At 65.7% G+C, this 22,092-nt stretch carries 27 protein-coding genes, 4 tRNA genes and 1 riboswitch; of the genes, 20 read left to right on the forward strand and 11 right to left on the reverse strand.

The window, feature by feature from the left end; translation table 11 throughout:
* Window positions 1-81: 81 nt before the first annotated feature.
* The gene (locus ACVOLJ_RS07960; RefSeq protein ID WP_481563869.1) at window positions 82-537 is read right to left on the reverse strand and encodes a hypothetical protein; all 456 of its coding nucleotides are present in this window, start codon (window positions 535-537) and stop codon (window positions 82-84) included.
* A 74-nt stretch (window positions 538-611) separates the two neighbouring features.
* Here ACVOLJ_RS07960 and ACVOLJ_RS07965 point away from each other — a divergent pair.
* The 6 genes from ACVOLJ_RS07965 (at window position 612) to ACVOLJ_RS07990 (ending at window position 3,357) form a co-directional block, all read left to right on the forward strand.
* A tRNA-Gly gene (locus ACVOLJ_RS07965) sits at window positions 612-687 on the forward strand.
* Between the two features lie 153 nt (window positions 688-840).
* A tRNA-Gly gene (locus ACVOLJ_RS07970) sits at window positions 841-916 on the forward strand.
* A gap of 66 nt (window positions 917-982) precedes the next feature.
* Window positions 983-1,056 (forward strand) — tRNA-Cys (locus ACVOLJ_RS07975).
* Between the two features lie 139 nt (window positions 1,057-1,195).
* Window positions 1,196-1,762 carry a DUF998 domain-containing protein gene (locus ACVOLJ_RS07980; protein ID WP_481563870.1) on the forward strand — a complete coding sequence of 189 codons (567 nt, stop codon included), beginning with the start codon at window positions 1,196-1,198 and terminating at the stop codon, window positions 1,760-1,762.
* Between the two features lie 27 nt (window positions 1,763-1,789).
* Window positions 1,790-2,728 (forward strand): ADP-ribosylglycohydrolase family protein, encoded by a 939-nt coding sequence (locus ACVOLJ_RS07985; RefSeq protein ID WP_481563871.1) that lies wholly within the window; start codon window positions 1,790-1,792, stop codon window positions 2,726-2,728.
* A complete protein-coding gene (locus ACVOLJ_RS07990) occupies window positions 2,725-3,357 on the forward strand; it encodes a DUF4124 domain-containing protein (protein ID WP_475278057.1) in 633 nt (210 codons plus the stop codon). The genes ACVOLJ_RS07985 and ACVOLJ_RS07990 overlap by 4 nt, the downstream gene beginning before the upstream one ends.
* 9 nt (window positions 3,358-3,366) lie before the next feature.
* Here the strand turns inward: ACVOLJ_RS07990 and ACVOLJ_RS07995 are convergent, their stop codons facing one another.
* A complete protein-coding gene (locus ACVOLJ_RS07995; RefSeq protein ID WP_475278058.1) occupies window positions 3,367-4,008 on the reverse strand; it encodes a flavin reductase family protein in 642 nt (213 codons plus the stop codon).
* Between the two features lie 104 nt (window positions 4,009-4,112).
* Between ACVOLJ_RS07995 and ACVOLJ_RS08000 the strand changes: the two genes are divergently transcribed.
* Together ACVOLJ_RS08000 and ACVOLJ_RS08005 are read left to right on the forward strand one after the other, a co-directional pair.
* The gene (locus tag ACVOLJ_RS08000; RefSeq protein WP_481563872.1) at window positions 4,113-4,814 is read left to right on the forward strand and encodes an ArsR/SmtB family transcription factor; all 702 of its coding nucleotides are present in this window, start codon (window positions 4,113-4,115) and stop codon (window positions 4,812-4,814) included.
* A 136-nt stretch (window positions 4,815-4,950) separates the two neighbouring features.
* Complete coding sequence (locus tag ACVOLJ_RS08005; RefSeq protein WP_475278060.1) at window positions 4,951-5,220, forward strand: hypothetical protein; 270 nt, start codon at window positions 4,951-4,953, stop codon at window positions 5,218-5,220.
* A gap of 383 nt (window positions 5,221-5,603) precedes the next feature.
* On the opposite strand, the gene ACVOLJ_RS08010 is transcribed toward ACVOLJ_RS08005, so the two are convergent.
* Window positions 5,604-6,686 (reverse strand): alpha/beta hydrolase family protein, encoded by a 1,083-nt coding sequence (locus ACVOLJ_RS08010; protein ID WP_475278184.1) that lies wholly within the window; start codon window positions 6,684-6,686, stop codon window positions 5,604-5,606.
* 146 nt (window positions 6,687-6,832) lie between these two features.
* Here ACVOLJ_RS08010 and ACVOLJ_RS08015 point away from each other — a divergent pair, with 146 nt between their 5' ends.
* Window positions 6,833-7,666 (forward strand): cupin domain-containing protein, encoded by an 834-nt coding sequence (locus ACVOLJ_RS08015; RefSeq protein WP_481563873.1) that lies wholly within the window; start codon window positions 6,833-6,835, stop codon window positions 7,664-7,666.
* Between the two features lie 3 nt (window positions 7,667-7,669).
* Here ACVOLJ_RS08015 and crcB read toward each other — a convergent pair whose 3' ends face one another.
* Window positions 7,670-8,062 carry a fluoride efflux transporter CrcB gene (gene crcB, locus ACVOLJ_RS08020; RefSeq protein ID WP_481563874.1) on the reverse strand — a complete coding sequence of 131 codons (393 nt, stop codon included), beginning with the start codon at window positions 8,060-8,062 and terminating at the stop codon, window positions 7,670-7,672.
* A gap of 81 nt (window positions 8,063-8,143) precedes the next feature.
* A riboswitch (Fluoride riboswitch) is annotated at window positions 8,144-8,207 on the reverse strand.
* 22 nt (window positions 8,208-8,229) lie between these two features.
* Window positions 8,230-8,670 carry a helix-turn-helix domain-containing protein gene (locus ACVOLJ_RS08025; protein ID WP_475278063.1) on the reverse strand — a complete coding sequence of 147 codons (441 nt, stop codon included), beginning with the start codon at window positions 8,668-8,670 and terminating at the stop codon, window positions 8,230-8,232.
* A 78-nt stretch (window positions 8,671-8,748) separates the two neighbouring features.
* Between ACVOLJ_RS08025 and ACVOLJ_RS08030 the strand changes: the two genes are divergently transcribed.
* Window positions 8,749-8,958, forward strand: a complete 210-nt coding sequence (locus ACVOLJ_RS08030) for a helix-turn-helix domain-containing protein (protein WP_475278064.1) — start codon at window positions 8,749-8,751, stop codon at window positions 8,956-8,958.
* A 352-nt stretch (window positions 8,959-9,310) separates the two neighbouring features.
* Entirely contained in the window at window positions 9,311-9,547 is a 237-nt protein-coding gene (locus tag ACVOLJ_RS08035) for a hypothetical protein (RefSeq protein ID WP_025875165.1), read from the forward strand.
* Between the two features lies 1 nt (window position 9,548).
* Here ACVOLJ_RS08035 and ACVOLJ_RS08040 read toward each other — a convergent pair whose 3' ends face one another.
* The gene (locus ACVOLJ_RS08040; protein ID WP_475278065.1) at window positions 9,549-10,598 is read right to left on the reverse strand and encodes a 4Fe-4S dicluster domain-containing protein; all 1,050 of its coding nucleotides are present in this window, start codon (window positions 10,596-10,598) and stop codon (window positions 9,549-9,551) included.
* On the reverse strand, window positions 10,595-10,882 hold the full coding sequence (locus tag ACVOLJ_RS08045; protein WP_475278066.1) for a hypothetical protein: 288 nt from the start codon (window positions 10,880-10,882) through the stop codon (window positions 10,595-10,597). The genes ACVOLJ_RS08040 and ACVOLJ_RS08045 overlap by 4 nt, the downstream gene beginning before the upstream one ends.
* Window positions 10,883-11,062: 180 nt before the next feature.
* Here ACVOLJ_RS08045 and ACVOLJ_RS08050 point away from each other — a divergent pair, with 180 nt between their 5' ends.
* Both ACVOLJ_RS08050 and hemN read left to right on the forward strand, forming a co-directional pair.
* The gene (locus ACVOLJ_RS08050) at window positions 11,063-11,503 is read left to right on the forward strand and encodes a group III truncated hemoglobin (protein ID WP_475278067.1); all 441 of its coding nucleotides are present in this window, start codon (window positions 11,063-11,065) and stop codon (window positions 11,501-11,503) included.
* A 44-nt stretch (window positions 11,504-11,547) separates the two neighbouring features.
* Entirely contained in the window at window positions 11,548-12,957 is a 1,410-nt protein-coding gene (hemN, locus tag ACVOLJ_RS08055; RefSeq protein ID WP_481563875.1) for an oxygen-independent coproporphyrinogen III oxidase, read from the forward strand.
* Window positions 12,958-12,966: 9 nt separating this feature from the next.
* Here hemN and ACVOLJ_RS08060 read toward each other — a convergent pair whose 3' ends face one another.
* Together ACVOLJ_RS08060 and ACVOLJ_RS08065 are read right to left on the reverse strand one after the other, a co-directional pair.
* On the reverse strand, window positions 12,967-13,446 hold the full coding sequence (locus tag ACVOLJ_RS08060; protein ID WP_481563876.1) for a hypothetical protein: 480 nt from the start codon (window positions 13,444-13,446) through the stop codon (window positions 12,967-12,969).
* A gap of 175 nt (window positions 13,447-13,621) precedes the next feature.
* A tRNA-Leu gene (locus ACVOLJ_RS08065) sits at window positions 13,622-13,708 on the reverse strand.
* Window positions 13,709-13,858: 150 nt separating this feature from the next.
* Between ACVOLJ_RS08065 and ACVOLJ_RS08070 the strand changes: the two genes are divergently transcribed.
* The 5 genes from ACVOLJ_RS08070 to ACVOLJ_RS08090 all read left to right on the forward strand — a co-directional run bounded on the left by ACVOLJ_RS08070 (window position 13,859) and on the right by ACVOLJ_RS08090 (window position 18,933).
* Window positions 13,859-14,848: a TraB/GumN family protein gene (locus tag ACVOLJ_RS08070; RefSeq protein WP_481563877.1), complete on the forward strand. Its 990-nt coding sequence runs from the start codon at window positions 13,859-13,861 to the stop codon at window positions 14,846-14,848.
* A 64-nt stretch (window positions 14,849-14,912) separates the two neighbouring features.
* Window positions 14,913-15,359, forward strand: a complete 447-nt coding sequence (locus ACVOLJ_RS08075) for a BLUF domain-containing protein (protein ID WP_475278071.1) — start codon at window positions 14,913-14,915, stop codon at window positions 15,357-15,359.
* A 111-nt stretch (window positions 15,360-15,470) separates the two neighbouring features.
* Entirely contained in the window at window positions 15,471-16,757 is a 1,287-nt protein-coding gene (locus ACVOLJ_RS08080; protein ID WP_481563878.1) for a nucleotide sugar dehydrogenase, read from the forward strand.
* A gap of 46 nt (window positions 16,758-16,803) precedes the next feature.
* Window positions 16,804-18,426 carry an FMN-binding glutamate synthase family protein gene (locus tag ACVOLJ_RS08085; RefSeq protein ID WP_475278073.1) on the forward strand — a complete coding sequence of 541 codons (1,623 nt, stop codon included), beginning with the start codon at window positions 16,804-16,806 and terminating at the stop codon, window positions 18,424-18,426.
* A 45-nt stretch (window positions 18,427-18,471) separates the two neighbouring features.
* Window positions 18,472-18,933: a GNAT family N-acetyltransferase gene (locus tag ACVOLJ_RS08090; protein WP_475278074.1), complete on the forward strand. Its 462-nt coding sequence runs from the start codon at window positions 18,472-18,474 to the stop codon at window positions 18,931-18,933.
* A 60-nt stretch (window positions 18,934-18,993) separates the two neighbouring features.
* On the opposite strand, the gene ACVOLJ_RS08095 is transcribed toward ACVOLJ_RS08090, so the two are convergent.
* Together ACVOLJ_RS08095 and ACVOLJ_RS08100 are read right to left on the reverse strand one after the other, a co-directional pair.
* Window positions 18,994-20,241, reverse strand: coding sequence for a TIGR03862 family flavoprotein (locus tag ACVOLJ_RS08095; RefSeq protein ID WP_475278075.1), 1,248 nt, complete (start codon window positions 20,239-20,241; stop codon window positions 18,994-18,996).
* Complete coding sequence (locus ACVOLJ_RS08100) at window positions 20,228-20,662, reverse strand: FKBP-type peptidyl-prolyl cis-trans isomerase (protein ID WP_475278076.1); 435 nt, start codon at window positions 20,660-20,662, stop codon at window positions 20,228-20,230. Before ACVOLJ_RS08100 ends, ACVOLJ_RS08095 begins: the two co-directional genes overlap by 14 nt.
* Window positions 20,663-20,731: 69 nt before the next feature.
* On the opposite strand from ACVOLJ_RS08100, the gene ACVOLJ_RS08105 reads away from it, so the two are divergent.
* Both ACVOLJ_RS08105 and ACVOLJ_RS08110 read left to right on the forward strand, forming a co-directional pair.
* On the forward strand, window positions 20,732-21,097 hold the full coding sequence (locus ACVOLJ_RS08105) for a DUF6164 family protein (protein WP_475278077.1): 366 nt from the start codon (window positions 20,732-20,734) through the stop codon (window positions 21,095-21,097).
* A gap of 132 nt (window positions 21,098-21,229) precedes the next feature.
* Entirely contained in the window at window positions 21,230-21,997 is a 768-nt protein-coding gene (locus ACVOLJ_RS08110; RefSeq protein WP_475278078.1) for a sulfurtransferase, read from the forward strand.
* Window positions 21,998-22,092 lie beyond the last annotated feature (95 nt).

Below are 22,092 nucleotides of genomic sequence, written 5' to 3' on the forward strand. Positions count from 1 at the left end.
ACTTGACCTTCCGGCATCGGCCCGCCGCAAACCATGCAAGAGATCCGAAATTGAAGCGGTGCAGTCCTCGGCCGCAATGCCCTACGGAACCGCAATCCGAGTCTTCTTCCTGCCGGAGAATCCTCTCCACACGCTGACCAGCGACACCACGCACAGCGCCAGCAGCAATCCCACATCCAGAAGCAGCAACCACAGCAGATGCATGCCCTGCACCGGTGGCTGATGCATCATCGATGCAAGCCAGGGGAACGTCCACGCCAGCAGCAACACGAATGCGATCAGCAGCCGCAACCACAGGCGATCCAACTTCCAGGAGCGCACGATCAGTGCGGCAACCACCAGCTCGACGGTACTCAGCAGCGCGAACACGATCACGCTGCTGGTCGGATAGGGCAGCGTGCCACCGTCCATGGACCGAAGCATCCAGTAGTCCGGGGTGAAGCCGGCATTGACCAGCGCAGCAATCACCGCCAGCCAGGTCACGGCGACCAGCAGCCAGAACAGGTGGGCGTAGCGAGGGCGCTTGTGCAGGTTCATCGGGCAGGTGGACTGTTGACGACGTGAAGGAATTTGGACACAATAGCGCTCCTTCGACGCAGGTCGGAGAATCTGCGGGAATAGCTCAGTTGGTAGAGCGCAACCTTGCCAAGGTTGAGGTCGCGAGTTCGAGTCTCGTTTCCCGCTCCAGATTTCACAGGGCCCCGTCAGGGGCCTTGTTTTTCTCCCGCCATGGCACGGTGGGGCCGTTGAGCCACAAGGCTCTTCGCGCAGTCAGAAAAGTGAAGGCAAGTGTGAAAACGCTGGCGTGAACACCGGGCTTCCGGTACCATGGCGGCTTATGCGGGAATAGCTCAGTTGGTAGAGCGCAACCTTGCCAAGGTTGAGGTCGCGAGTTCGAGTCTCGTTTCCCGCTCCATGTTCCGACAGGCCCCATCGCGGGGTTTTGTCATGTCAGGGGCTTCGTTCCTGATCGCAGTACGTTGGCCTCATGGCAGAGTGGCTATGCACCGGATTGCAAATCCGTTTACAGCGGTTCGATTCCGCTTGAGGCCTCCATATTGAAAAGCCCTGACTCCGGTCAGGGCTTTTTTCTTGGGCCCGCCGCGTCGTTCGCAGCCTGTACCAAATTGCACATGCGAGCGGCTGCGCCCGATTGCTACCGTCGCCACAGTCCTTGAACGTGATGGTGATTGCGGTGCGGAACCTGGCCATCCAGCAGGCGCGGTATGTTCCCCTCGGTGCCATGCTGGCGGCGATCGCCTTTGGGTTCACCGTGCCCGGTTACCACTCGGTCTCGCAGCACCTGAGCGAAATGGGCCTGATGCCGGGCCTGCCGGTCCAGACCCTGCTGGTGGCCGCCGTGATCAGCGGCTCGGCCATCATCCTCTTCAGCCTGGCGTTGCTGGCCAAGGGGCGCCGTTTCGCGCCCAGCGCGCTCACCTCCCTGCTGTTCGGGTTGTCGATGCTGAGCAATGGCGTGTTCACCACCGGCAGTCCGATGCATGGCCTGTATTCCATCGGCATCTTCTCGATCCTGACCCCCTTGCTGTTCCTGGCGGAACTGGGCCCGCATGCCTCCGCGCGCATCGTCTGGATCGCCCGCGTCACGTCGCTGTTCGGCATGGCGTATCTGTGGCTGATGCTGTCCGGGCTCGATCCGCAGCCATATCGCGGGTTGACCCAGCGCATTGCGCTGGTGCCGGCGTTCGGCTGGTACATCTTCGCCGCGCTGGAGCTGCGAAGACACCCTGCGAACGGTTGAGATGCGCTTGCCCGCTACAATCACCACATGAACGCGATCGATCATTTTCGCGGCGGGCTGCTGGGACTGGCCTGCGGCGATGCTGTCGGCACTACCGTCGAGTTTCAGCCGCGCGGCAGCTTTGCACCGCTCACCGACATGGTGGGCGGCGGTCCCTTCAACCTGCAGGCCGGGCAGTGGACCGACGACACCTCGATGGCGATGTGCCTGGCCGAGAGCCTGGTGCGCCGCGAGGGGTTCGATGCACGCGACCAGATGACCCGCTATGCGAACTGGTACCGGCATGGCTACTGGAGCGCGACTGGCGAATGCTTTGATATCGGCACGGCGACGCGCGCGGCGGTCGAACGGTTTCTGGCCAGCGGTGAGCCGCTGGCCGGCAACGATGACCCGCGCAGTGCAGGCAACGGCTCGATCATGCGGTTGGCGCCTGTAACGTTGCGCTACGCCGGGCTGGCCGGGCTTCAGGCCATGGCCGAGCAGAGCTCGCGCACCACCCATGCCGCGCGCGAGTGCCTGGATGCCTGTCGACTGCTGGCCGTCGCATTGGAGCGAGCACTGGCGGGATTGCCGAAGCAGGACGTGCTGGCGTTGCATGACGTTCCGCTGCAGGGCCAACGCCTTCAGTCCATTGCTGCAGGGGCCTACCAGGACACGGCGCGCGAACAGATCCGCGGCAGCGGCTATGTGGTCGACAGCCTGGAAGCGGCGTTGTGGTGCTTCCACCGTCATGACACGTTTGCCGGTGCAGTGCTGGAGGCTGCCAATCTCGGTGACGACGCCGATACCACCGCAGCGATCGTCGGCCAGCTGGCAGGGGCGTTCCATGGCATGGCGGGTATTCCCGGGCACTGGCTGCAACAACTGGCCCTGCGCGAGGACATCCAACAGCTGGCCGATCAGTTGCATGCCCACAATGCGGCCGCACGGGCAGCGGCCGAGCCGCGCGCTGACGGAAACGCTTGAACGGGCTGTATTTGCCCGCGCGCGCGATCAGTCGTAGCGTATGGCCCGTGCGGGCCGCTCGGCCCCGGGACAGGAGGTCTGGCATGAACATGAAACCTGGCATCGTTCTGGCATTGCTGATGGTCGCTCCCTTGGCATCGGCGCAGGTCTACAAGTGCAAGGGGGCCTCCGGTGAGAGCACTTACTCGCAGAACCCCTGCGGTGCGGGCTCGGAACCCATGAAGCTGCGCTCGAACCGGGCGGCGGCCGAGACCGCCGGCGAGGCCGCAAACCGGACGGCTGTTTTCCAGACCGCCGAGTTGAATGATGCCGGCATTGCCGAGCGCAACTGCCTGCAGAGCGAGCAGTCGCGCATCTACGGTCCATGGGAATCACGCAGCCAAGCGGTCAATCGGCAGGTGGCCGATCTGAATCGACAGCTGGCAGCGGCCGGCACCAACCTTGCCGGGGCGACCAGCGAATCGGGCATCCGCGCACAGATTTCCAGTCTGCAGCAGTCGTTGAGCGCGGAACGGACCTCGGCGGACAGCCAGATGTCGACCGCCCGCGATCGCTGTTCGAGCATGCGCCGTGATCGTGAACAACAGGTGCGCGAGAAATATGCAGGCGCGTCTGCACCGTCTTCCTGATTGCAGCGCTCACGCCTGCAGCGGTGCTGGCTCTGCAGCGCGGAAATTGCGCGCAATCGGCGCAGTGGTGCCCACGTAGTGGCGGAACAGGTAGATCAGTGGCTGCCAGCGCTGCACGTCGATGTGCTGGCTGTCGGCAACGGTGATGGCCTCATGTGCATGCACGCAGCAGATGCGTCCTTCGGCGATCACAAAAGCCTGATCGTCCGTGCCACTGGGCCGGTGCGAGGCAAGCAGGGTGACTTCCACCTGCAGCGGGCACTCGGCAATCGCAGGCGGTGCGACCTGCAGCGAATCAACGCGGCTGAAGCCGCCCAGCGCGAACTTGTCGCGCACATGCACATAGCCCAGCGCGCGTTTTGACTCCGGTACCTCGGCACGCCCGGTGGCGCGGGCGATGGCCTCCACCTGGGCCGCCTGTGCGGCGCCTGCGAAGTTCAGCACGCATTCGCCGCGTGCCAGGAAATTGCTGCAGCCCTGGCCCTGTTCCCCGATGCCCAGCACGACGCGGTCGCCCAGCGCCCAGAACGAGGAAAGCGGGCTGATGTTGGCGCTGCCATCGTCGTTCAGCGTGGTCATCAGCACCACCGGTGTTCCGGGATAGAGCACCGAAGGAGTGATGCGGCGTCGTTGGATCGTTTGCGATGGCATGCTGGATTTTCTCGATAACGGGCGGCAACTGTGCCCGCTGCGGCAGCAACAATGCTTCGATCCAGGCCGAAGCATGGGTGCAGCCTGGCATGCCACAATCGGGCATGGTCCAGACGTCCCGCATCCTCATCGCCGTCGGCACGCTGGTCGGTGATCATGCCCGGGCTTCCATGCTGCTGGCGATGATGGATGGACGCGCGCATACCGCAACCGAACTTGCCGATGTGGCAGGTATCTCGCCGCAGACGGCGAGCAGCCATCTACGGCGATTGATCGACGGTGGCATCCTGGCGGTGGTGGCGCAGGGGCGGCACCGCTATCACCGTCTTGCCTCCACCGAGGTCGCTGAGATGCTGGAAGGCATCCTGCGTTTCAGCGATCAACGGTCTCCGCCACCACGCGTCGCGCGCGGCGATGCCGGCTTCCGCAAGGCGCGCACCTGCTACCGGCATCTGGCGGGGGAGCACGCCGTCGCCATAGCCGACCATCTCCTCGGTATCGGCGCCATCATCCCGGCCACGGACCACTGGCAGATCACCGTACAGGGCGCCGACCTGCTGCGCACGGTGGGACCGCCGCTGGCCGCCGCGATGGTGCCGGCACCGCGCGCAACGCCCGAGCGCCATTGCCGCGGATGCCTGGACTGCACCGAGCGTCGCCCGCACATGGCCGGTGTGGTCGGCGAGGCATTGCTGGACAGCTTCCTGCACAACCAGTGGCTGCGTCGCCTCGATGGGCGGCGCGAACTGCGGGTCACTGCGGCGGGGCAGCAGGCGCTGCGCCGGCTGTTCGGGATCCACGCCTGAAACGCCTGCTGGCGCCCGCTGCCAGTCTCAGCCGGTAGCGACATGGCGAGGGGGTATGGTCAGAGTCCTGGTCTTCGGGAGCAGCAATGGCAGGCAAGGACATGAGGGGCTGCATGCATGATGCAGCGCGCCGGCAATGAGCAGATCAACCGCTGAGGTGCGTTGGCTCACATTCCGGCTGAAGAACGGGCAGTCCATTGGCCCGGACCAGCTGAAGGACGGTTGGGTGGTTGCCTCGGAGACCCGTCAGTGCGGGGTGCGCCGGGAGCGCATCGAGGGTGCGGGCGAGGTGTACGCGCTGTACGGCCCATCGGACCTTCCATCGCCACGTCGCGCCGAGCTGCGCATGCGTGAGTTCCTGATGCGCTCGGGGTACACCTTCACGATGGGGACGCTGGGCCACTGAACCGTTGCAACAGCGGCCTGCCGGCGTGCGGGCGGCATCTGCAACTCTGGAAGGCTTGAGCCGGGTCCCGGGTTGGGAGCCGGCCGGAGTACAGGTCAAGGCGACGGGCAATCCAACTCCCTGCAGAGGCGATACTCGAGGTCGCACTGTGCAGAAGTGGGGGCACCGGGACTATGGGGGGCACGAAGGCACTGCTGATACCTCAGGTCGCAGAATTCAGGTGCCGGCCGCGAATGCGAAGCCTGAAACGGCTATGGCAAGGAACGTCATGATCTTCAAGGTCGTCTTGATCATCACATCAGTCCTTTGTTTGCCCTTCAATGGGCGAGGTCACAATAGCAGTCGTTGCCCGGCAGGGCTGGTGCGCTGCCGCAGATTTCGGGTCAGGATGAAATGTCTACTGCCTTCAATGCCTCGACGACCTGTGAATCGGTAAAGCCGCAGTGACCTTCGCCAACTGCAGGCAACACGCGCGGCAACGGCGTTGCGCCAGCGCGCTCGGCCAGTTGCGGATACACCGTCTGCATGCGCGGCACAATGCTTGGATCATCATTGTTGAACTGGATCACCAGTGGTCGCTTGACTGTGCCGGTCAACGCCAACTTCTCGCGCACATACCGCTGCGCCGGCGCAGCAGGCGCTGACCGCTTCACGCCCGCGTTGAACGCCTTGTCGTCACCGAATCCGCGGTAGACGGTCTTCAGGTTGCCGACCGGCATGCCGCCGGCGCGCGTGGCCAGTTCATGCAGGACCATCGCGTGCAGGCTGATCGTGCCCGGCAATGCCTCTGCGCTTACCTGCAACCGTGTAGCCAGTTGTGCGGCCACTGCCGGCCGGGTCTGAAGCGCGGCAGCGATGCCTTGATAGAGCGCCGTCTGCGCCAGTGCTGCAGCTTCCGCCGATGCCAGGCCCTGCCGGGGCAGCCCCTCCGCCTCGGGGAAGAAATAGTCGAACGCCAGCAATGTAGTCAGCAGGTCGTTGGCCAGTTGTTCGCCGGGCAGGTTGGCCCCGCATAGCGACACACCACCGTTGTAGTGCTGTGGCAGGCGTTCGAGGGTGGCGATGGCCACTGCACCGCCCATCGAAAAGCCGAGGATCCAGGTGCGACGCACATCCTTCAATTCGGACAGGGCATGCGCGCGCAGGCGTTCCATGTCCACGATCGCATCTGCCACTGCCCAGCCCTGGCTGGCATAGGCGCTCTGCGCCACGGCATAGCCGGCTGCAAGCAGGCCGGCAGTGCTGTCGTTGGCCGGCATCGGTGATGGCTGCGCCACGCCGACCGGTTCATAGCCATGCGCCAGCATCACCAGTTCGCCGTTCCAGCCGGCAGGCACGTCCAGGCGCCAGCGTGCGCCCTGCAGCTCCCCGCTGGAGGTGTGCGGTGCGGCGGGCGGTACGGCGGCACGCGGCGTGTGCGGCAGCAGCAGGACCAGCGCAAGGACAAGCCGATGGAAGATTCGCATCATGGTCTTTGCCCTGGCTGCGGTCTGCGCGGAAGGTGCCATCTATATAGCGCCGCCCTTGCACGGTGGCTAGTACCTCACGCAATGCAACCGAATCCGATACGATTTGGCGTATCTCGCACCTCTGCATGACCTGGAGTCCCGTCATGGTCGATCGCCTTGCCATCCTGCTCGAACGCTTCGCGGTGACCGCTTCGGTGTTCCATGCCGGCGCGCTGTGCGGCATCAACAGCCTGGAAGCCGAGGGCGATGCGGGCCAGCTGCATCTTGTGCGTCGCGGTCCGCTGCAGGTCAGCCATGGTGCGCAGACGCTGACTGTCGACGTTCCCAGTCTGCTGCTGTATCCACGTCCGATGCCGCATCGCTTCCACAGCGATCCGCAGCAGGGTGCCGACATGGCCTGTGCCAACCTGCATTTCGAAGGCGGCCGGCTCAACCCGATCAGTGCGGCACTGCCGGACTTCATCTGCCTGCCGCTGGCCGATCTCTACGGTGGCAACGCTGCGTTGGAACTGCTGTTCGAAGAGGCGTTCGAGCAGCGGTGCGGCCGCACGGTGATGGTCAACCGCCTGTTCGAAGTGGTGATGATCCAGGTGCTGCGGCAGCTGATGGAAGGCGGTGAAATGCGTGGCGGGCTGTTTGCCGGTCTCGGTCACCCGCGACTGCGGTTGGCGCTGGTGGCGATGCACGAGGCACCGGCGCAGGCCTGGACGCTGGAAGATCTGGCCGATGTGGCCGGCATGTCACGCAGTGTCTTTGCCGCCAGCTTCCGCGAGGCCATGGGCACCACGCCGGGGCAATATCTGCAGGGTTGGCGGGTGGGGCTGGCGCAGCAGGCGTTGCGCCAGGGGCGGCCGTTGAAGCGGATCGCGGACGAAGTTGGTTACGGCAGCGAAGCGGCATTGTCGCGTGCGTTCAAGGCGCACACCGGGCAATCGCCACGGCAGTGGCGCGGGCAGGCGCGCGTCGCTGCCGCCTGAGCATCAACCCAACGCCATCCGGGTCAGTTTCATGCCGGCAAACAGACCGGCCAGCCCAAGGGCCACCGAGCCACCCGCGTAAAGGGTGGCCAGGCCATGCTGACCGCGCTGCAGCAACAGACCGGTTTCCAGCGAGAAGGTGGAAAAGGTGGTGTAGCCGCCAAGGATGCCGGTGGCCAGCAGCAGGCGCAGTTGCGGCGAAGCGCCATTGCGCAGGGCGAACGCTTCCACCACCACGCCCATCAGCAGGGCGCCGCTGATGTTGACCAGGAACGTCGACCAGGGCCAGGCACTGCCCACGGTGACGCGTGCGCCGATCAGGTTGCAGGCATGGCGAAGGCAGGCGCCGACGCCGCCACCGAGGAAGACCAGCACATAGTTGTTGAAGGTTTGCATCGCTTGCCTCGAGTGCGTGTTTGCAGAGTCGATGGCGTACGCGATGGCGGGCGCAGCCTGCCATCGACGAACGCCGGGTTCGTCGCAGCAGGAGCCATCAGCCTTTGCAGGCGGTTATCGGGGGAGCCCCATCCCCATCGCCGCCCATGCTACCAGTCCCGGCCGGGTCAGGGCAGGGCGGTCATCACCACCCGGGCGACCTTGCCGCGGCTGACACCTTCCATCAGCAGGTCGTGGGCCATCAGCCCCAGCGTCGCCTCGCGGCGGAACCCGACATCCAGTTCGCGCTCGGCCAGGATGTGCGCGACCAGCTCGTAGGCGGCCTCCCAGACATCCAGATGGGCTTCGCTGGGCATGTGCATGTAAGCCGTGCCGCGCTCACCCACGCCATGCCCCAGCGGACCGAACAACAGTTCGCGTGGGTCCAGCTTCACCGCATCGGCGATACGGAAAAGCTGTTCGGCCTTCACATGGTCGACTTTGACGTGGTCATTCAACCAATTGCTGATCGTCGCCGTCGTTGTTTTGGCGGCACGTGCCAGATCGGCCGGGCGAGGGTGCCCGGCGTCCTTCATGGCGACCGCGAGTCGTTGTCCAAGAGTATTCATCTATGCAAGCCAGCTTAACGCGTGGAATCGCAAGAGGCCTTGGCGCAAAAATAAGTTTGATGATGAAAAGGATCGAAAATGGACGAATTCTGGAGCAAGCGGCGAGTACGCGAGCGACTGGGCTTTTCGACCGACGCCGAGCTCGCCAGGCTCTTTGGAATCAGCAGATCCGCTGTCTCGCAATGGCCACGAGGCTTTCCCATTCCGGCATTGCGGCGCTACATGCTGCACCAGCGTTATCCGGTTCTGTTCCCGTTGGACGACGGTGCAGGCGACGAAAGTGAATGAGTTGCGTCAGGGGTTGTCGCATGCAGGCCGCAGAGAGGTTTTTGTTAAGCATGCTTGCCAAAATGGATGGAATCGGTCCGGCCGTTTGCATCGCCTGGGCTGATCTGTGACGGCCAGCCGGATTCCCTGCCGAGCAGTGTCGGCATCGCCCCGCTTACGGAAGGGCGCGGCTAGCGCGGTCTTTCATGAACGATTAATAATTTCAATCGCTAAAGTCGCGCCCTGTAATTGACCTGTCGTGAAATCTGTGACTAATTGGCATCAACTGGCCGTGAAGGCCGGGAGTCTTTCAGTAGCTCGCAAGTGAATCGGTAGACCGTCAACGATGCAGAACAAGTCCAACGGAGGTCGTATGGAATACGGCATGCATGGCTTGGCTGAACGGGTACGCCGCGAACTGGAAGCCAGTTATCACAAACACGGATGCGGTCCGGCGTTCTGGGATACCTACCAGCAGGTGCTTGATCGTCTGGTTCCGCAGGGGACCGGCCGAACCGACGTCACCAATGAAATGGCGCTGATCATCGAACAACTGGGCATTGTCCGTCGTGCCCAGCTGGTACCGCCGCGCCCGGGCGACCCTGGCTGATTCAGGCCAGGCGCCAGGCGCCCCAGGCCAGCAGCGCAAGCAGTAGCGATGCCATCGCCGTGGTGCGTGGGCGCCACCACCGTCGTGGCTGGTCTGCCATGGTCTGCGGGCTGCAGTAGCGCACCAGCCCTGGACCGAATCCGGCCAGGTGCTGCTGTGCTGCACAGGCCTCCAGGCAGGCGCCACAGGCCAGGCAATCGGCCTGTGGCCCGTGGCGGATGTCCAGTTGCATCGGGCAGGCGCGTACGCACGCCGCACAGTCGATGCAGTCGCCCAGCCGATCTGCGCTGAAGCTGGGCATCGGCCCGGCCAACAGCGGATGCGCGGCCCGGAAGACATAGTCCTGTGCGGTGGTCGGGTCGAGCAGGCCGCGTCCGCGGCCGAGCACGCCACCCCGTGCCGGCGGGCGGGCGCCGCGTGGCTCGCCACGGCGCGCGTCATACAGCATGCGCGGCGTATGGGGATCGGTCAGCAGCGGCTGCATGCGCGCGAACGGGCAGAGCGAGCGGCACACGTGTTCGCGCAGGAATGCGGCGTTGCCCCAGGTGGCAGTTGCATAGAACAGCACCCAGAAGGTCTCCCAGCCGCTCCATCCGCCGTGGGCAGCGCTGGCCAGCAGTTCGCGTATCGGGCTGAACAGTCCAACGAAGGTGATCCCGGTCCACACTGCCAGCACCCACCAGGCCAGGTGGGTGGCCGGTCGTGCAACCGATGCCGGCAACAGGCGGGCCAGCGCCTGCGCGATCCAGTCGAAGGCGCGCGTCCACAGGGTCTGCGGGCAGGCGTGGCCGCACCACACGCGGCCGGCCAGATGGGTGAGCAGTGCCAGCGAGACGGCAAGCACGGCCAGCAGGCCCAGCAGCATCCCGATGTCTTCCGGCCACAGGGTCCAGCCGAACAGGTCGAAGCGACGCGCGTTGATATCCAGCAGCAAGGCCTGGCGGCCGTTCCATTGCAGCCACGGCAGCACGTGGAACAAGACCAGCAGTGCCACGCTCAGGGCGCCGCGCCACCGCCACGGTCGGGGTGGCGAGGAAGCGTTGATGCTCATCCCAGCGGCAGCTCCTCATCATCCGCGGCCGGCATTGGCCGCAGCAGATAGCCGCTGACCGCGCTGGACAGTGCGGTGACCGCCCAGAACATGAAAAAGCCGGCGGTGTAACCCAGTTCACGGCTGATCGAGGTGCCCGGGAAACTGATGGCCTGCAGCCGCAGCGGATCGACGAAAGCGAAGAACACCACGCTGGCCAGGCCGGCGGCGATGAAGCTGGGCCACAGGACGGCGCCCCAATGCTGGATCAGCCGCTGGCGGCGGCCGGAAGACGGTGTGTTCATGCGGGTTCGGATCGAAGAAGGGGGCGGCGCGTATACTCCGCCGTGATTGGCGCAGCATCCGCAGGGCATGCTTCCTGCAAGCGTGCCAGCCTAGGTGCGCCCCCGTGCGCTGACATTGATCTGGATCAACAGCGGTGGCTGCGACATGCGGCACACTGCCGACCCGCAACTGGTGCCCCGATGAACGCAACACCTTCGCCCGTCCTTCCCATTGCATCGCCTGAGCTGTGCAGCGAAGAGGAAGTGACCCGGCTGGTCCACGACTTCTACGCGCGGGTACGCGAGGAAGAGCGCCTGGGGCCGGTGTTCGAGGCACATGTGCATGACTGGCCCGAGCATCTGGCACAACTGGTCGATTTCTGGTCGGCGATGCTGCGCGGTACGCGCAGGTTCAAGGGTTCGCCGATGTCCAAGCACATGGCGATCGAGCTGGAGAAGGATCTGTTCGACCGCTGGCTGGTGCTGTTCCACATCACCACGGCCGAATGCAACAACCCGCCGATGCAGGCGCTGGCCGATGATGTCGCCGCGCGTATTGCCGAAACCTTCTGGCGCCGCTACCAGATGCTGCGCTGGCCACAGGTGACGCTGCCGGTGCTGGGCGTTCCCGCCAAGGATTGATCTGGGTCAAGGCGGTGCCCGGGGCTTGGCGCGATGCTGGCGCCATGGACATGTTCTCTCCCGCCGCCGGTGGCCTGGCCTGGACCTTCGATCCCGATCTGCTGCGCCGGCATGACCGGCCGGGGCCGCGTTACACCTCCTATCCCACCGCGCCGCACTTCCACGATGGCTTCGATGCGCCGGCCCTGCGGCAAGCGATCGCCGACAGCAATTCGCTGGCACGCGCGCTGTCGCTGTATGTACACGTGCCGTTCTGTTCCAGCCCCTGCTTCTACTGCGGCTGCAACCGGGTCATCACCCGTGACCGTGGTCGCGGCCACAGCTATGTCTCGCGCGTGCTGGCCGAGGCTGACCTGCTGGCACCACAGTTCGCCGACGGCCGCGAAGTGATCCAGCTGCACCTGGGCGGCGGTACTCCGAACTTCCTCGACGCTGATGCGATGACTGCGCTGGTCGAAGGGCTGCGCCGCCGTTTTGATTTCAGCGATTCCTCGCAGCGTGACTTTTCCATCGAGCTGGACCCGCGCTTCATCGACACCGGTGACGTGGCGATGCTGGCGCGGCTTGGATTCAATCGCGCCAGCCTGGGCGTGCAGGATTTCGATCCGCAGGTACAGGCATCGATCAATCGCGTGCAGGGAGTGCGGCAAACGCTGGATATCCTGCGCGCGTGCCGCGACAGCGGCATGCGTTCGGTCAACGTCGATCTGATCTATGGCCTGCCCGGGCAGAGCCTGGAGGGATTCGGCCGTACCCTGGAGCTGGTGCTGGCGCTGCGCCCGGATCGATTGGCGGTTTACGGCTATGCGCATCTGCCGCACCTGTTCCGCGCGCAGCGGCAGATCGACGAAAGCCGTCTGCCCTCACCGGAAGACAAGCTGGCCTTGCTGGGCCTGGCGGTGGAGCGACTGTCCGCCGCCGGTTACCAGTACATCGGCATGGACCACTTCGCACTGCCTGAAGAAGACCTGTCGCGGGCACAGCGCGCCGGACAGCTGCACCGCAATTTCATGGGCTACACCACCCATGCCGATACCGATCTGCTCGGCCTGGGCGTGAGTGCGATCAGTCACATCGGTGCCACCTACAGCCAGAATCCGCGCGATCTGCCGTCATGGGAAAACGCGGTCGACCTGGGACAGCTGCCGGTCTGGCGCGGCGTGGCGCTCAGTGCCGATGACCAGCTGCGCGCCGAGCTGATCCAGCAGCTGATGTGCCAGGGTGAGGTGGACGGAGCTTCCTTGGGGCAGCGCCACGGCGTCGATTTCGAAGACTATTTCGCCGAAGACCTGCGGGCCGTGCAGCGTCTGCAGCAGGACGGCCTGGCCGAATACCGCGATGGCGTGGTGCGCACCAGCGAACCGGGGCGCCCGCTGCTTCGCCTGCTGGCAATGTGCTTCGACCCCTATCTGCGTGTCGCCCACGAGCAGCCGCGCTACTCGCGGGCGATCTGAGTACAGGCCTCAGCGTTTGCCGACGCCGCGCTCGGGGTGGCGCGCGGCCATGCCACCACTGGAGGTGGTGCTCCAGTTGCCGCTGAGGTCGCGCACGCTGGTTGAGTAGGACCCATCGCTGTACTCGGTGCGCCACCGGCCGCTCAGGTCGCGCTTGCTGACCGAATGGGTGCCGTTGCTGTACTCGGTGCGGATGTTGCCGCTCAGGTCGGTGCTGCTTTCGGAGTAGCTGCCATCACTGTAGGAGGTGCGCTTGCGGCCACTCAGATCGGTGCTGGTGGTCGAGCGGCTGCCGTTGCTGTGCTCGGCGATCACGCGTCCGGACAGGTCGCGCTTGATGCGGCTGGACGATCCATCACTGTTGCGGATATCCAGGCTTCCGTCGAGGTTGCGGTGGCTGTCCGACCGGCTCTGCGCAGATGCCGGTGTAGTGGCCTGGGCGAACAGCGTGGCCAGTGTCAGCGATGATGCGAGCCATATCCACTTCATGGGTGATCTCCTTATGCGTCGTTGTCGAACGGGGCGACGCCCTGGATTCTGCCACGCCGGCCTGGGGCCGTCTCGATCGCCGCAGTGGCGGTCGAATGGCCGCATCCTTTTCGGCGGATTACCGTTGAACCCGCCGTGCGCGAGCCCTTTGCAGGGGCGTCGATGCTTGATGGGATGGTGCCCGGAGCCGGAATCGAACCGGCATGGGGTTGCCCCCGGCGGATTTTAAGTCCGATGCGTCTACCAGTTTCGCCATCCGGGCCTGCAGCGCGCCCGATTGTAGCCGAATCACCGGCGGCGACGCTGGCTAACGAAGCGTTTACGCGGCATGCCGCAGCACTGGGTACAGTCCGCCAACTCCAATGGAAATGCCGGAATGCACGGACGTGGCAGTCGATGGATCGGGCGATGCATGGCACTGGCACTGGCATTGCTGCCGGCGCTGTCCGTGGCAGGGGCGCAACCAGAAGTGCCACCCACGCCGGTGGTGGACATGGCCACCGTGCAGGTCAGCGGCGAACAGCCCGGCCCCGGCCTGTGGAAGGTGACCGGGCCGCAGGGGCACGTGTTGTGGATTCTGGGCACGGTCTCACCGCTGCCCAGTGGTGTGCAATGGCGCTCGGATGAAGTGCAGCAGACCATCGCCGGTGTCGAACACGTGCTGGGTGACCCGGGGTTCACCCTCGATGCGAAGATCGGCGTGTTCAAGGGGCTGACCCTGTTGCCGCTGGCGTTGAAGACCGCGCGCGATCCGCAGGGGCGCACGCTCGATCAGATTCTGCCGGCCGCCACGCACGCGCGCTGGCTCGGCTTGAAGCAGACCTACATGGGCAACGATCGCGGCGTCGAGAAGGATCGGCCGCTGGTCGCCTCCGGCCGTCTCTACCAGGCCTTCCTGAAGCGCAACGGCCTGCGCGACAGCAAACAGGTGAAAGAGGCGCTCGCCGGTGCCTACAGGGCGCACGATCTGAAGCCGGAAGATGTGCGGGTCAAACTGAAGGTCGACGACATCCGTGCCACGCTGAAGGAACTGCAGGCTACCGAAGTCGATGATCGCGCCTGTTTCGAACGCACGCTCGATACCGTCGAATTCCAGGCGCCGGTGCTGCGCGAGCGGGCCAACGCCTGGGCGCTGGGCGACATCGCGGCGTTGCGCCGCCTGTCTGGTTCGGCGATGGCACAGACCTGCCGCGAACTGCTGCAGGACTCTGCATTCGTGCGCAGCCGCGGCTGGAACGACATGCCACAACAGGTACGCGCACGCTGGCTGCAGGCTGTGGATGCGGCACTGGTCCAGCACGCAGCCACCTTTGCCACGGTGCCGGTCAGTCTGTTGCTGGGCGAAGGCTATCTGGATGCGTTGGCACAGCGTGGCTACCAGATGGAAGCGCCGCCGGAATAGGCAACGCTTGAAGTCCTCGCACTTCCTGTCATATTCCTCTGCACTCGGGAGGGGAGTGATGGACATGCCGTTGCACGCGTACGCCTATGTCAGTACGGCCAGGGAGGGACTGGACGTACCTGAGCTTGATGCGCTGCTGGCCGATGCGACCGCGTTCAACCGCATGGCGGGCGTGACCGGCGTGCTGATGTTCGATGGCCATCGCTTCCTGCAGTACATCGAGGGTCCCCGCGATGGGCTGGCCTCGGTGCACGCACGCATCAGCAACGCACGCCGCCACGGCAGCATCACCCAGCTTGCCGCTGGCCCGATCCAGGCCCGCTGGTTCCCGCGCTGGACCATGGCCAACCGGCAGGTGGAGGCGGGCACGCTGGCCAGCATCGTGGCCGCGCCGTGGCAGGGCTTCATCCTGCAGCCGGAGCATCCCGGGCACGGCTTTGCGCTGTTGCTGCGGGCCTGGACCGATGGCCATGGCGAGCTGGAACCGGCAGCGGTCAGTCTGGGGTCCTGAGCCGGGCGTAGTCTGGCGCGGCCATGGCGGTTAACCTTGTGGGCATGATTGCTCGCCCACGGACCCCCGCATGACCCAGTGGAATCCACCGTCGCCCGCAGGGCGCCGCGCTTGAGCGCGCCGATCGGCGCGGCACGGGGACCTTCTCCGGCGGTCATCGGCCTGGGGTATGTCGGGCTGCCGCTGGCGGTGGCGTTCGGGCGGCAGATGCCGACCCTGGGCTACGACATCGATGCTGCGCGCATCGCCGAGCTGGCCGCAGGCCAGGACCACACGCTGGAGATGGAACCCGACGAGCTGGCCAGCGCGTCGCTGCTGCACTACAGCTGCGATGCTGCGCGGCTTGATGCGTGCAATGTCTACATCGTTACCGTGCCAACGCCGATCGATGCCTACGAGCAGCCCGATCTGGAACCGTTGCGCTCGGCAACGCGGCTGATCGCCAGCCACCTGCGCAGCGGCGACCTGGTCATCTACGAGTCCACCGTCTACCCGGGCACCACCGAAGAGGTCTGCGTGCCGCTGCTGGAGCAGGGGTCGGGCCTGCGCTTCAATGAGGACTTCTACTGCGGCTACAGCCCCGAACGGGTCAGTCCGGGCGACCGCCAGCGGCGCTTGGCCGACATCCGCAAGATCACCTCCGGTTCAACGCCGGCAGTGGCTGCGGTGGTCGACAGCCTGTACCGGCGGATCATCGCGGCGGGCACGTTCCCGGCGCCATCGATGCGCGTGGCCGAGGCGGCCAAGGTGGTGGAGAACATCCAGCGCGACGTCAATATCGCCCTGGTCAACGAGCTGGCGCTGATCTTCGACCGCCTCGACATCGACACCCAGGACGTACTGGACGCTGCGGGCAGCAAATGGAATTTCCTGCCGTTCCGCCCCGGCCTGGTGGGCGGGCATTGCATCGGTGTGGACCCGTACTACCTGCTGCACAAGTCCGAAAGCGTGGGCTATCACCCCGATCTGATCCATACGGCGCGGCAGGTCAACAACCGCGTGGGCGAGCATGTTGCCGCACGGGTGCTGGCAATGCTGGAAGCGCGCGGGCGCGTGCCGGCGCAGTCGCGCATCCTGGTACTGGGCGTGACGTTCAAGGAAGACTGCCCGGACCTGCGCAACAGCCGCGCGCTGGAACTGGCGCAGCGGCTGGGTGCCAGTGGTGCGCAGGTCGAGGTGAGTGACCCGTGGGTGGGGCCGGCCGCGCTTGCCGATCAGGGCGTCCACTGGATCGCCGAGCCGCGCATCGAAAGCTACGACGCCGTGGTGCTGGCAGTGGCACATGAGAACTTCAAGGCGCTGGGGGAGGATGATATCCGCCGCCTGCTTGCCCCCGGCGGGCTGGTCTACGACGTGAAGTCCGCCTGGCCGCGCAGCGTGGTGGACGACCGCCTGTAGACACCTGCGGGGTAGACTCGCAGGCTTGTTGCAATCGAGGAACGCCATGCACCGGTATATCGTCTACCTGCTCGCCATCCTGATGTTTCCCCTGTGCCTGTGGCTGGCGACGATCTGGCCTGCCTGGTACTGGGGCGTCGGCCTGACCGCCGCGATGGTCGCGCTGGGGACCTGGGACCTGCTGCAGAAGCGCAGCACCCTGCGCCGCAACTACCCGGTGATGGCGCATTTCCGCTACGGCCTGGAATCGATCGGTCCGGAGATCCGCCAGTACTTCGTGCAGAGCGATCTGGAAGACGTGCCGTTCTCGCGGCAGCAGCGCGCGCTGATCTACCAGCGTGCCAAGAACCAGATGGACACCGTGCCCTTCGGCACGCTGCGCAGCACCTATGCGGTGGATTACGAATGGATCAACCATTCGCTGGCGCCGACCACCATCGCCGGGCATGACTTCCGGGTACTGATCGGCCCGAACTGCGCCAAGCCTTACTCGGCAAGCGTGTTCAACATCTCGGCGATGAGTTTTGGATCGCTGTCGGCCAATGCCATCCGTGCCTTGAATGAGGGTGCACGGCTGGGCGGGTTCTACCACGACACCGGTGAGGGCTCGATCTCACCCTATCACCGTGAAATGGGCGGCGACCTGGTCTGGGAGATCGGCTCGGGCTACTTCGGTTGCCGCGATGAGAAGGGTGGCTTCAGCGAAGAGCGCTTCGTCGTCAATGCGGCACTCGAGCAGGTCAGGATGATCGAGATCAAGCTGTCGCAGGGTGCCAAGCCCGGCCATGGCGGGGTGCTGCCGGCACCGAAGGTAACGGCCGAAATCTCGGTGACCCGCGGCGTGCCCATGGGCGTGGACTGCGTTTCGCCCTCGCGCCATTCCGCCTTCTCCACGCCGGTGGAACTGCTGCAGTTCGTGGCCCGCCTGCGCGAGCTTTCCGGTGGCAAGCCGGTCGGTTTCAAGCTGGCCATCGGGCATCCGTGGGAATGGTTCGGTATTGCCAAGGCGATGCAGGAAACCGGCCTGCTGCCCGATTTCATCGTGGTCGACGGCGCCGAAGGCGGTACCGGCGCGGCACCGGCCGAGTTCGTCGATCACGTCGGCGTGCCGATGCACGAAGCGCTGCTGCTGGTGCACAACACCCTGGTCGGCCTGGACCTGCGCGAGCACATCCGTATCGGTGCTGCCGGCAAGATCACCAGTGCTTTCGATATCGCCCGCACCATCGCCATGGGCGCGGACTGGTGCAATGCCGGGCGTGGCTTCATGTTCGCGCTGGGCTGCATCCAGTCGCTGAGCTGCCACACCGACAAGTGCCCCACCGGCATTGCCACCCAGGATCCGGCGCGCTGGAAGCATCTGGACGCGCCGGACAAGGCCACGCGCGTGTACAGCTTCCACGAGCATACGCTGCATGCGTTGAAGGAGCTGCTGTGCGCGGCCGGCCTGAACGATCCGGCCGAACTCGGCCCGGAGCACATCCTGCGACGGGTGTCGCCGGTCGAGATCCGTTCGCTTGCGTCCCTGTACCGTTATCTGGAGCCGGGCGAGCTGTTGCGCCGGGTGCCTGACCACGCGGTGTTCCATTCGTTCTGGGCGGATGCACGCAGTGATTCGTTCCAGCCGCCGGCGCGGATCCAGGCATTGCGTGCCAGCAAGTCGCGGTAATGATTCAACAGCGTCGCGCACGGTTCGACGCTACGAGGAGGCGGGATGCAGTTCAGGACCGGTACGGTTGGCGACGTGGCCACGCTGTGGGCCCTGCGCACGCGCTGCGTGCGCGAATTGTGCAGCAGCCACTATCGACCGGAGGTGATCGCGCCCTGGTCGGCTTCTCCGCCGCCGGTGCAGTACGCGGCGTTGCTGGGGCAGGGCGGCTGCGTGGTGGCCGAGGATGCGCAGGGCGGTCTGCTGGGGTTCGGGGTATTCGATGCTGCCGGCAATGAAGTCGATGCCTTGTTCGTGGACCCTGATCGTGGCGGCCAGGGCGTAGGGCAGGCACTGATGCAGCGACTGCTGGCGATGGCCGATCCGCTGCGGGATGTCGTGTTGTCGGCCTCGCTCAATGCAGTGCAGTTCTACCAGCGGCAGGGCTTCATTGCCGAGCGCGAAGAGGCGTATCCGCATCCGAGTGGCGTGGCGCTGGCCTCGGTGAAAATGCGAAGGCCGTGGTGAACGGCCTGCGTTGATGCTTCCTGTAGAGCCGAGCCCGCGCTCGGTTCTACGATGCGCGCTTTAGCGGCCGGCCAACCATGCGATGGCGCCTTCCGCTGCGCGCAGGCCACTGGCATAGCAGGCGGTCAACAGATAGCCGCCGGTTGGCGCTTCCCAATCCAGCATTTCCCCGGCACAGAACACGCCGGGCAGGGCGTGCAGCATCAGCCCCTGGTCCAGTGCCTGCAGGCGCACCCCACCGGCGGTGCTGATCACTTCGGCCATTGGCCGCGGGCGCAGCAGGCGCAACGGCAGGCGCTTGAGCGTGGTGACAACTGCCTGCAGATCCTGCCCGGCGTCCTTGCCGAGCATCTCGAATACAAGCGCGGTCTTTACCGCGTCCAGCCCCGCGTGGCGACGCAGGTGCTCGCCGAAGCTGCGGCCCTTGCGCGGTTGCGACAGGTCGGCCAGCAGCCGGGCCTCGTCGCGCCCGGGTACCAGGTCCAGCCACAGCATGGCGTGGCCGTCGCGGTTGATGGTGTCGCGCAGGTCGGCGGACAACGCATAGACCAGGCTGCCTTCGATGCCGTACCCGCTGGCCACGCACTCGCCCTGCAGTGCGCGCGGTTCACCGTCCAACCCAAGCCAGTGCGCAACCACAGGCTTCAACGGCGCACCGGCATGGCGCTGCGCGAAGAACGGGGTCCACGCCACATCGAATCCACAGTTGGCCGATTGCAGCGGTGCGACATCCACCGCGCGGGACTGCAGCAGCGGCACCCAGGCACCGTCGCTGCCGAGCTGCGGCCAGCTTCCACCACCGAGCGCCAATACGGTTGCATCAGCGCGCACCTCCAGCTCACCGTGGTCGCAGGCAAAGCGCAGCGCACCGCCCTCGCTCCAGCCCAGCCAGCGGTGATTGGCATGCAGGCGCACGCCCTGTTCCTTCAGCCGGCGCACCCAGCCGCGCAGCAACGGCGCGGCCTTGCGATCGACCGGGAACACGCGGCCAGAGCTGCCGACGTAGGTCTCCACGCCGAAGCCGGCGGCCCACTCGCGCAGCGCCTGCGCATCGAACCCATCCAGCCACTGCCCGACCGTGGCGGCCTGTTCGCGGTAGCGGCTGTCAAACAGCGGGCGTTCGTCGGAATGGGTGAGATTGAGCCCGCCCTTGCCGGCGATCAGGAACTTGCGGCCAGGGGAGCCCTTGGCTTCGTACAGATCCACGTCCAGGCCGGCCGCGCGCAGGCGCTCGGCGGCAAACAACCCTGCCGGGCCACCGCCGATGACGGCGACGCGACGCGGCGGGCCTGCTTCACTGCTTGACATCGAGCAGCTCGACGTCGAACACCAGCGACGAGCCGGCCGGGATCGGGCCGATCTGGCGATCGCCGTAGCCGAACTCCGGCGGAATCATCAGCGTGCGCTTGCCGCCGACCTTCATCCCGGCCACACCCTCATCCCAGCCACGGATGACCTGGCCGGCGCCCAGCGCGAAGGTGAACGGCTCGCCGCGTTCGACCGAGCTGTCGAAGGTCTTTCCATGCTTGTTGTCGGCGCGCTGGTCGTAGATCCAGCCGGTGTAGTGCACGCTGACCTTCTGCCCGGGTACGGCTTCGGCACCGCTGCCGACCTGGGTGTCGATGCGCTCGAAGGCGGTGAGGGTGCCTCCCGGTGGCGGGCCGGACGGTTCCGACGAGCAACCAGCGGCGGCGAGGGACAGCAGCAGGGGAAGCAACAGGCGGCGCATCGGGCGTCTCCACAGGGGATGAGTCGAGGGCGGCAAGGGTAGCGCATCGGCGCCGGGTATCATGCGGGCATGGCAAAACTACTGCTCAATCTACGCAACGTCGGCAACGACGAATATGCCGATGTCTGCACGCTGCTGGACCAGCATGGCATCGCCTGGTACCGCACCGAACCCAGTCCCTGGGGTATCTCCAATGGCGGCCTGTGGCTGCGCGAGGATGCCGACCATCCGCGTGCCAAGGCGTTGATGGCTGACTACCAGGCCGCGCGTGGCGTGCGGGTCCGCGCCGAACGCGAGCAGGCGCTGCGTGACGGCACCGCTGAGACCTTCGGCAGCCTGTTCCGGCGGCGGCCGCTGTTCGTGGTGCTGGTGCTGCTGGGCATGGCAGTGGCGGCGGCACTGGTGCTGCTGCCGTTCATGCTGCTGCGCGGGTAGGGGGCGGCCGGGTTGCACCCGGCAAACCCACCGTGCCCCGCCTTCAGCAGTTTCCGGCGCCTGTAGATCCAGGCCATGCGTGGATGAACGCTGGAAACTGCCCCGGCGACGGTCTGGCGTTAAAATGGGCGCATGATCGCCAATACCGCCGCTTACCATTTCGCCGTCATCGACGCTCCCCAGGATCTGTGCGACCAGCTGCTGGCGCGTGCCGGAGCGGCGGGTCTGCAGGGCACCATCCTGGTGGCTGGCGAGGGTCTGAACCTGTTTCTGGCCGGTGAGCCTGCGGCTGTCGAAGGCTTCTATGCGTGGCTGCACGCGGATGTGCGTTTTGCCGATATGCGGGTCAAGACCAGCTTCAGTGAACACCAGCCGTTTGCGCGCCTGAAGGCCAAGATCAAAGACGAAATCATCAGCTTCCGTCGTGACGATGGCCAGCCGCTGGACTATCCGCGTGCACCGGCCATCGATCCGGCCACCGTGCAGCGCTGGCTGCGGCAGGGCCACGACGATGCCGGCAAGCCGGTGGTGATGCTGGATACGCGCAACCTGCAGGAAATCGAGTACGGCACCTTCAAGGATGCGCTGGTACTGCCCATCCACAAGTTCACCGACCTGCCGGAAGCACTGGCACCGCACCGCGAGGCGCTGAAGGACAGCACGGTGGTCAGCTTCTGCACCGGCGGCATCCGCTGCGAGAAGGCGGCGCTGTGGATGGTCAACGATGGCATGGACAACGTGCTGCAGCTGGATGGCGGCATCCTCGGCTATTTCGAGGAAGTCGGTGGCGAGGGCTACGAGGGGCGTTGTTTCGTGTTCGATGAACGGATCGCGCTGGACCCCGAGCTGAAGCCGATGGTGGATGAGCCGCTGCCCGAGCCGCGTCCCAGCGCGTTCTGAGCACGCTTCGGCAGCGCCGGGCGCGCGGGCCGAGGCCCCGGGGCCGGGGGGCACGGCCCGGCGCCCCCCACCGCCCCCCCCCGGGGCCCCGGCGC

Source organism: Stenotrophomonas sp. STEN046, from assembly GCF_056759755.1.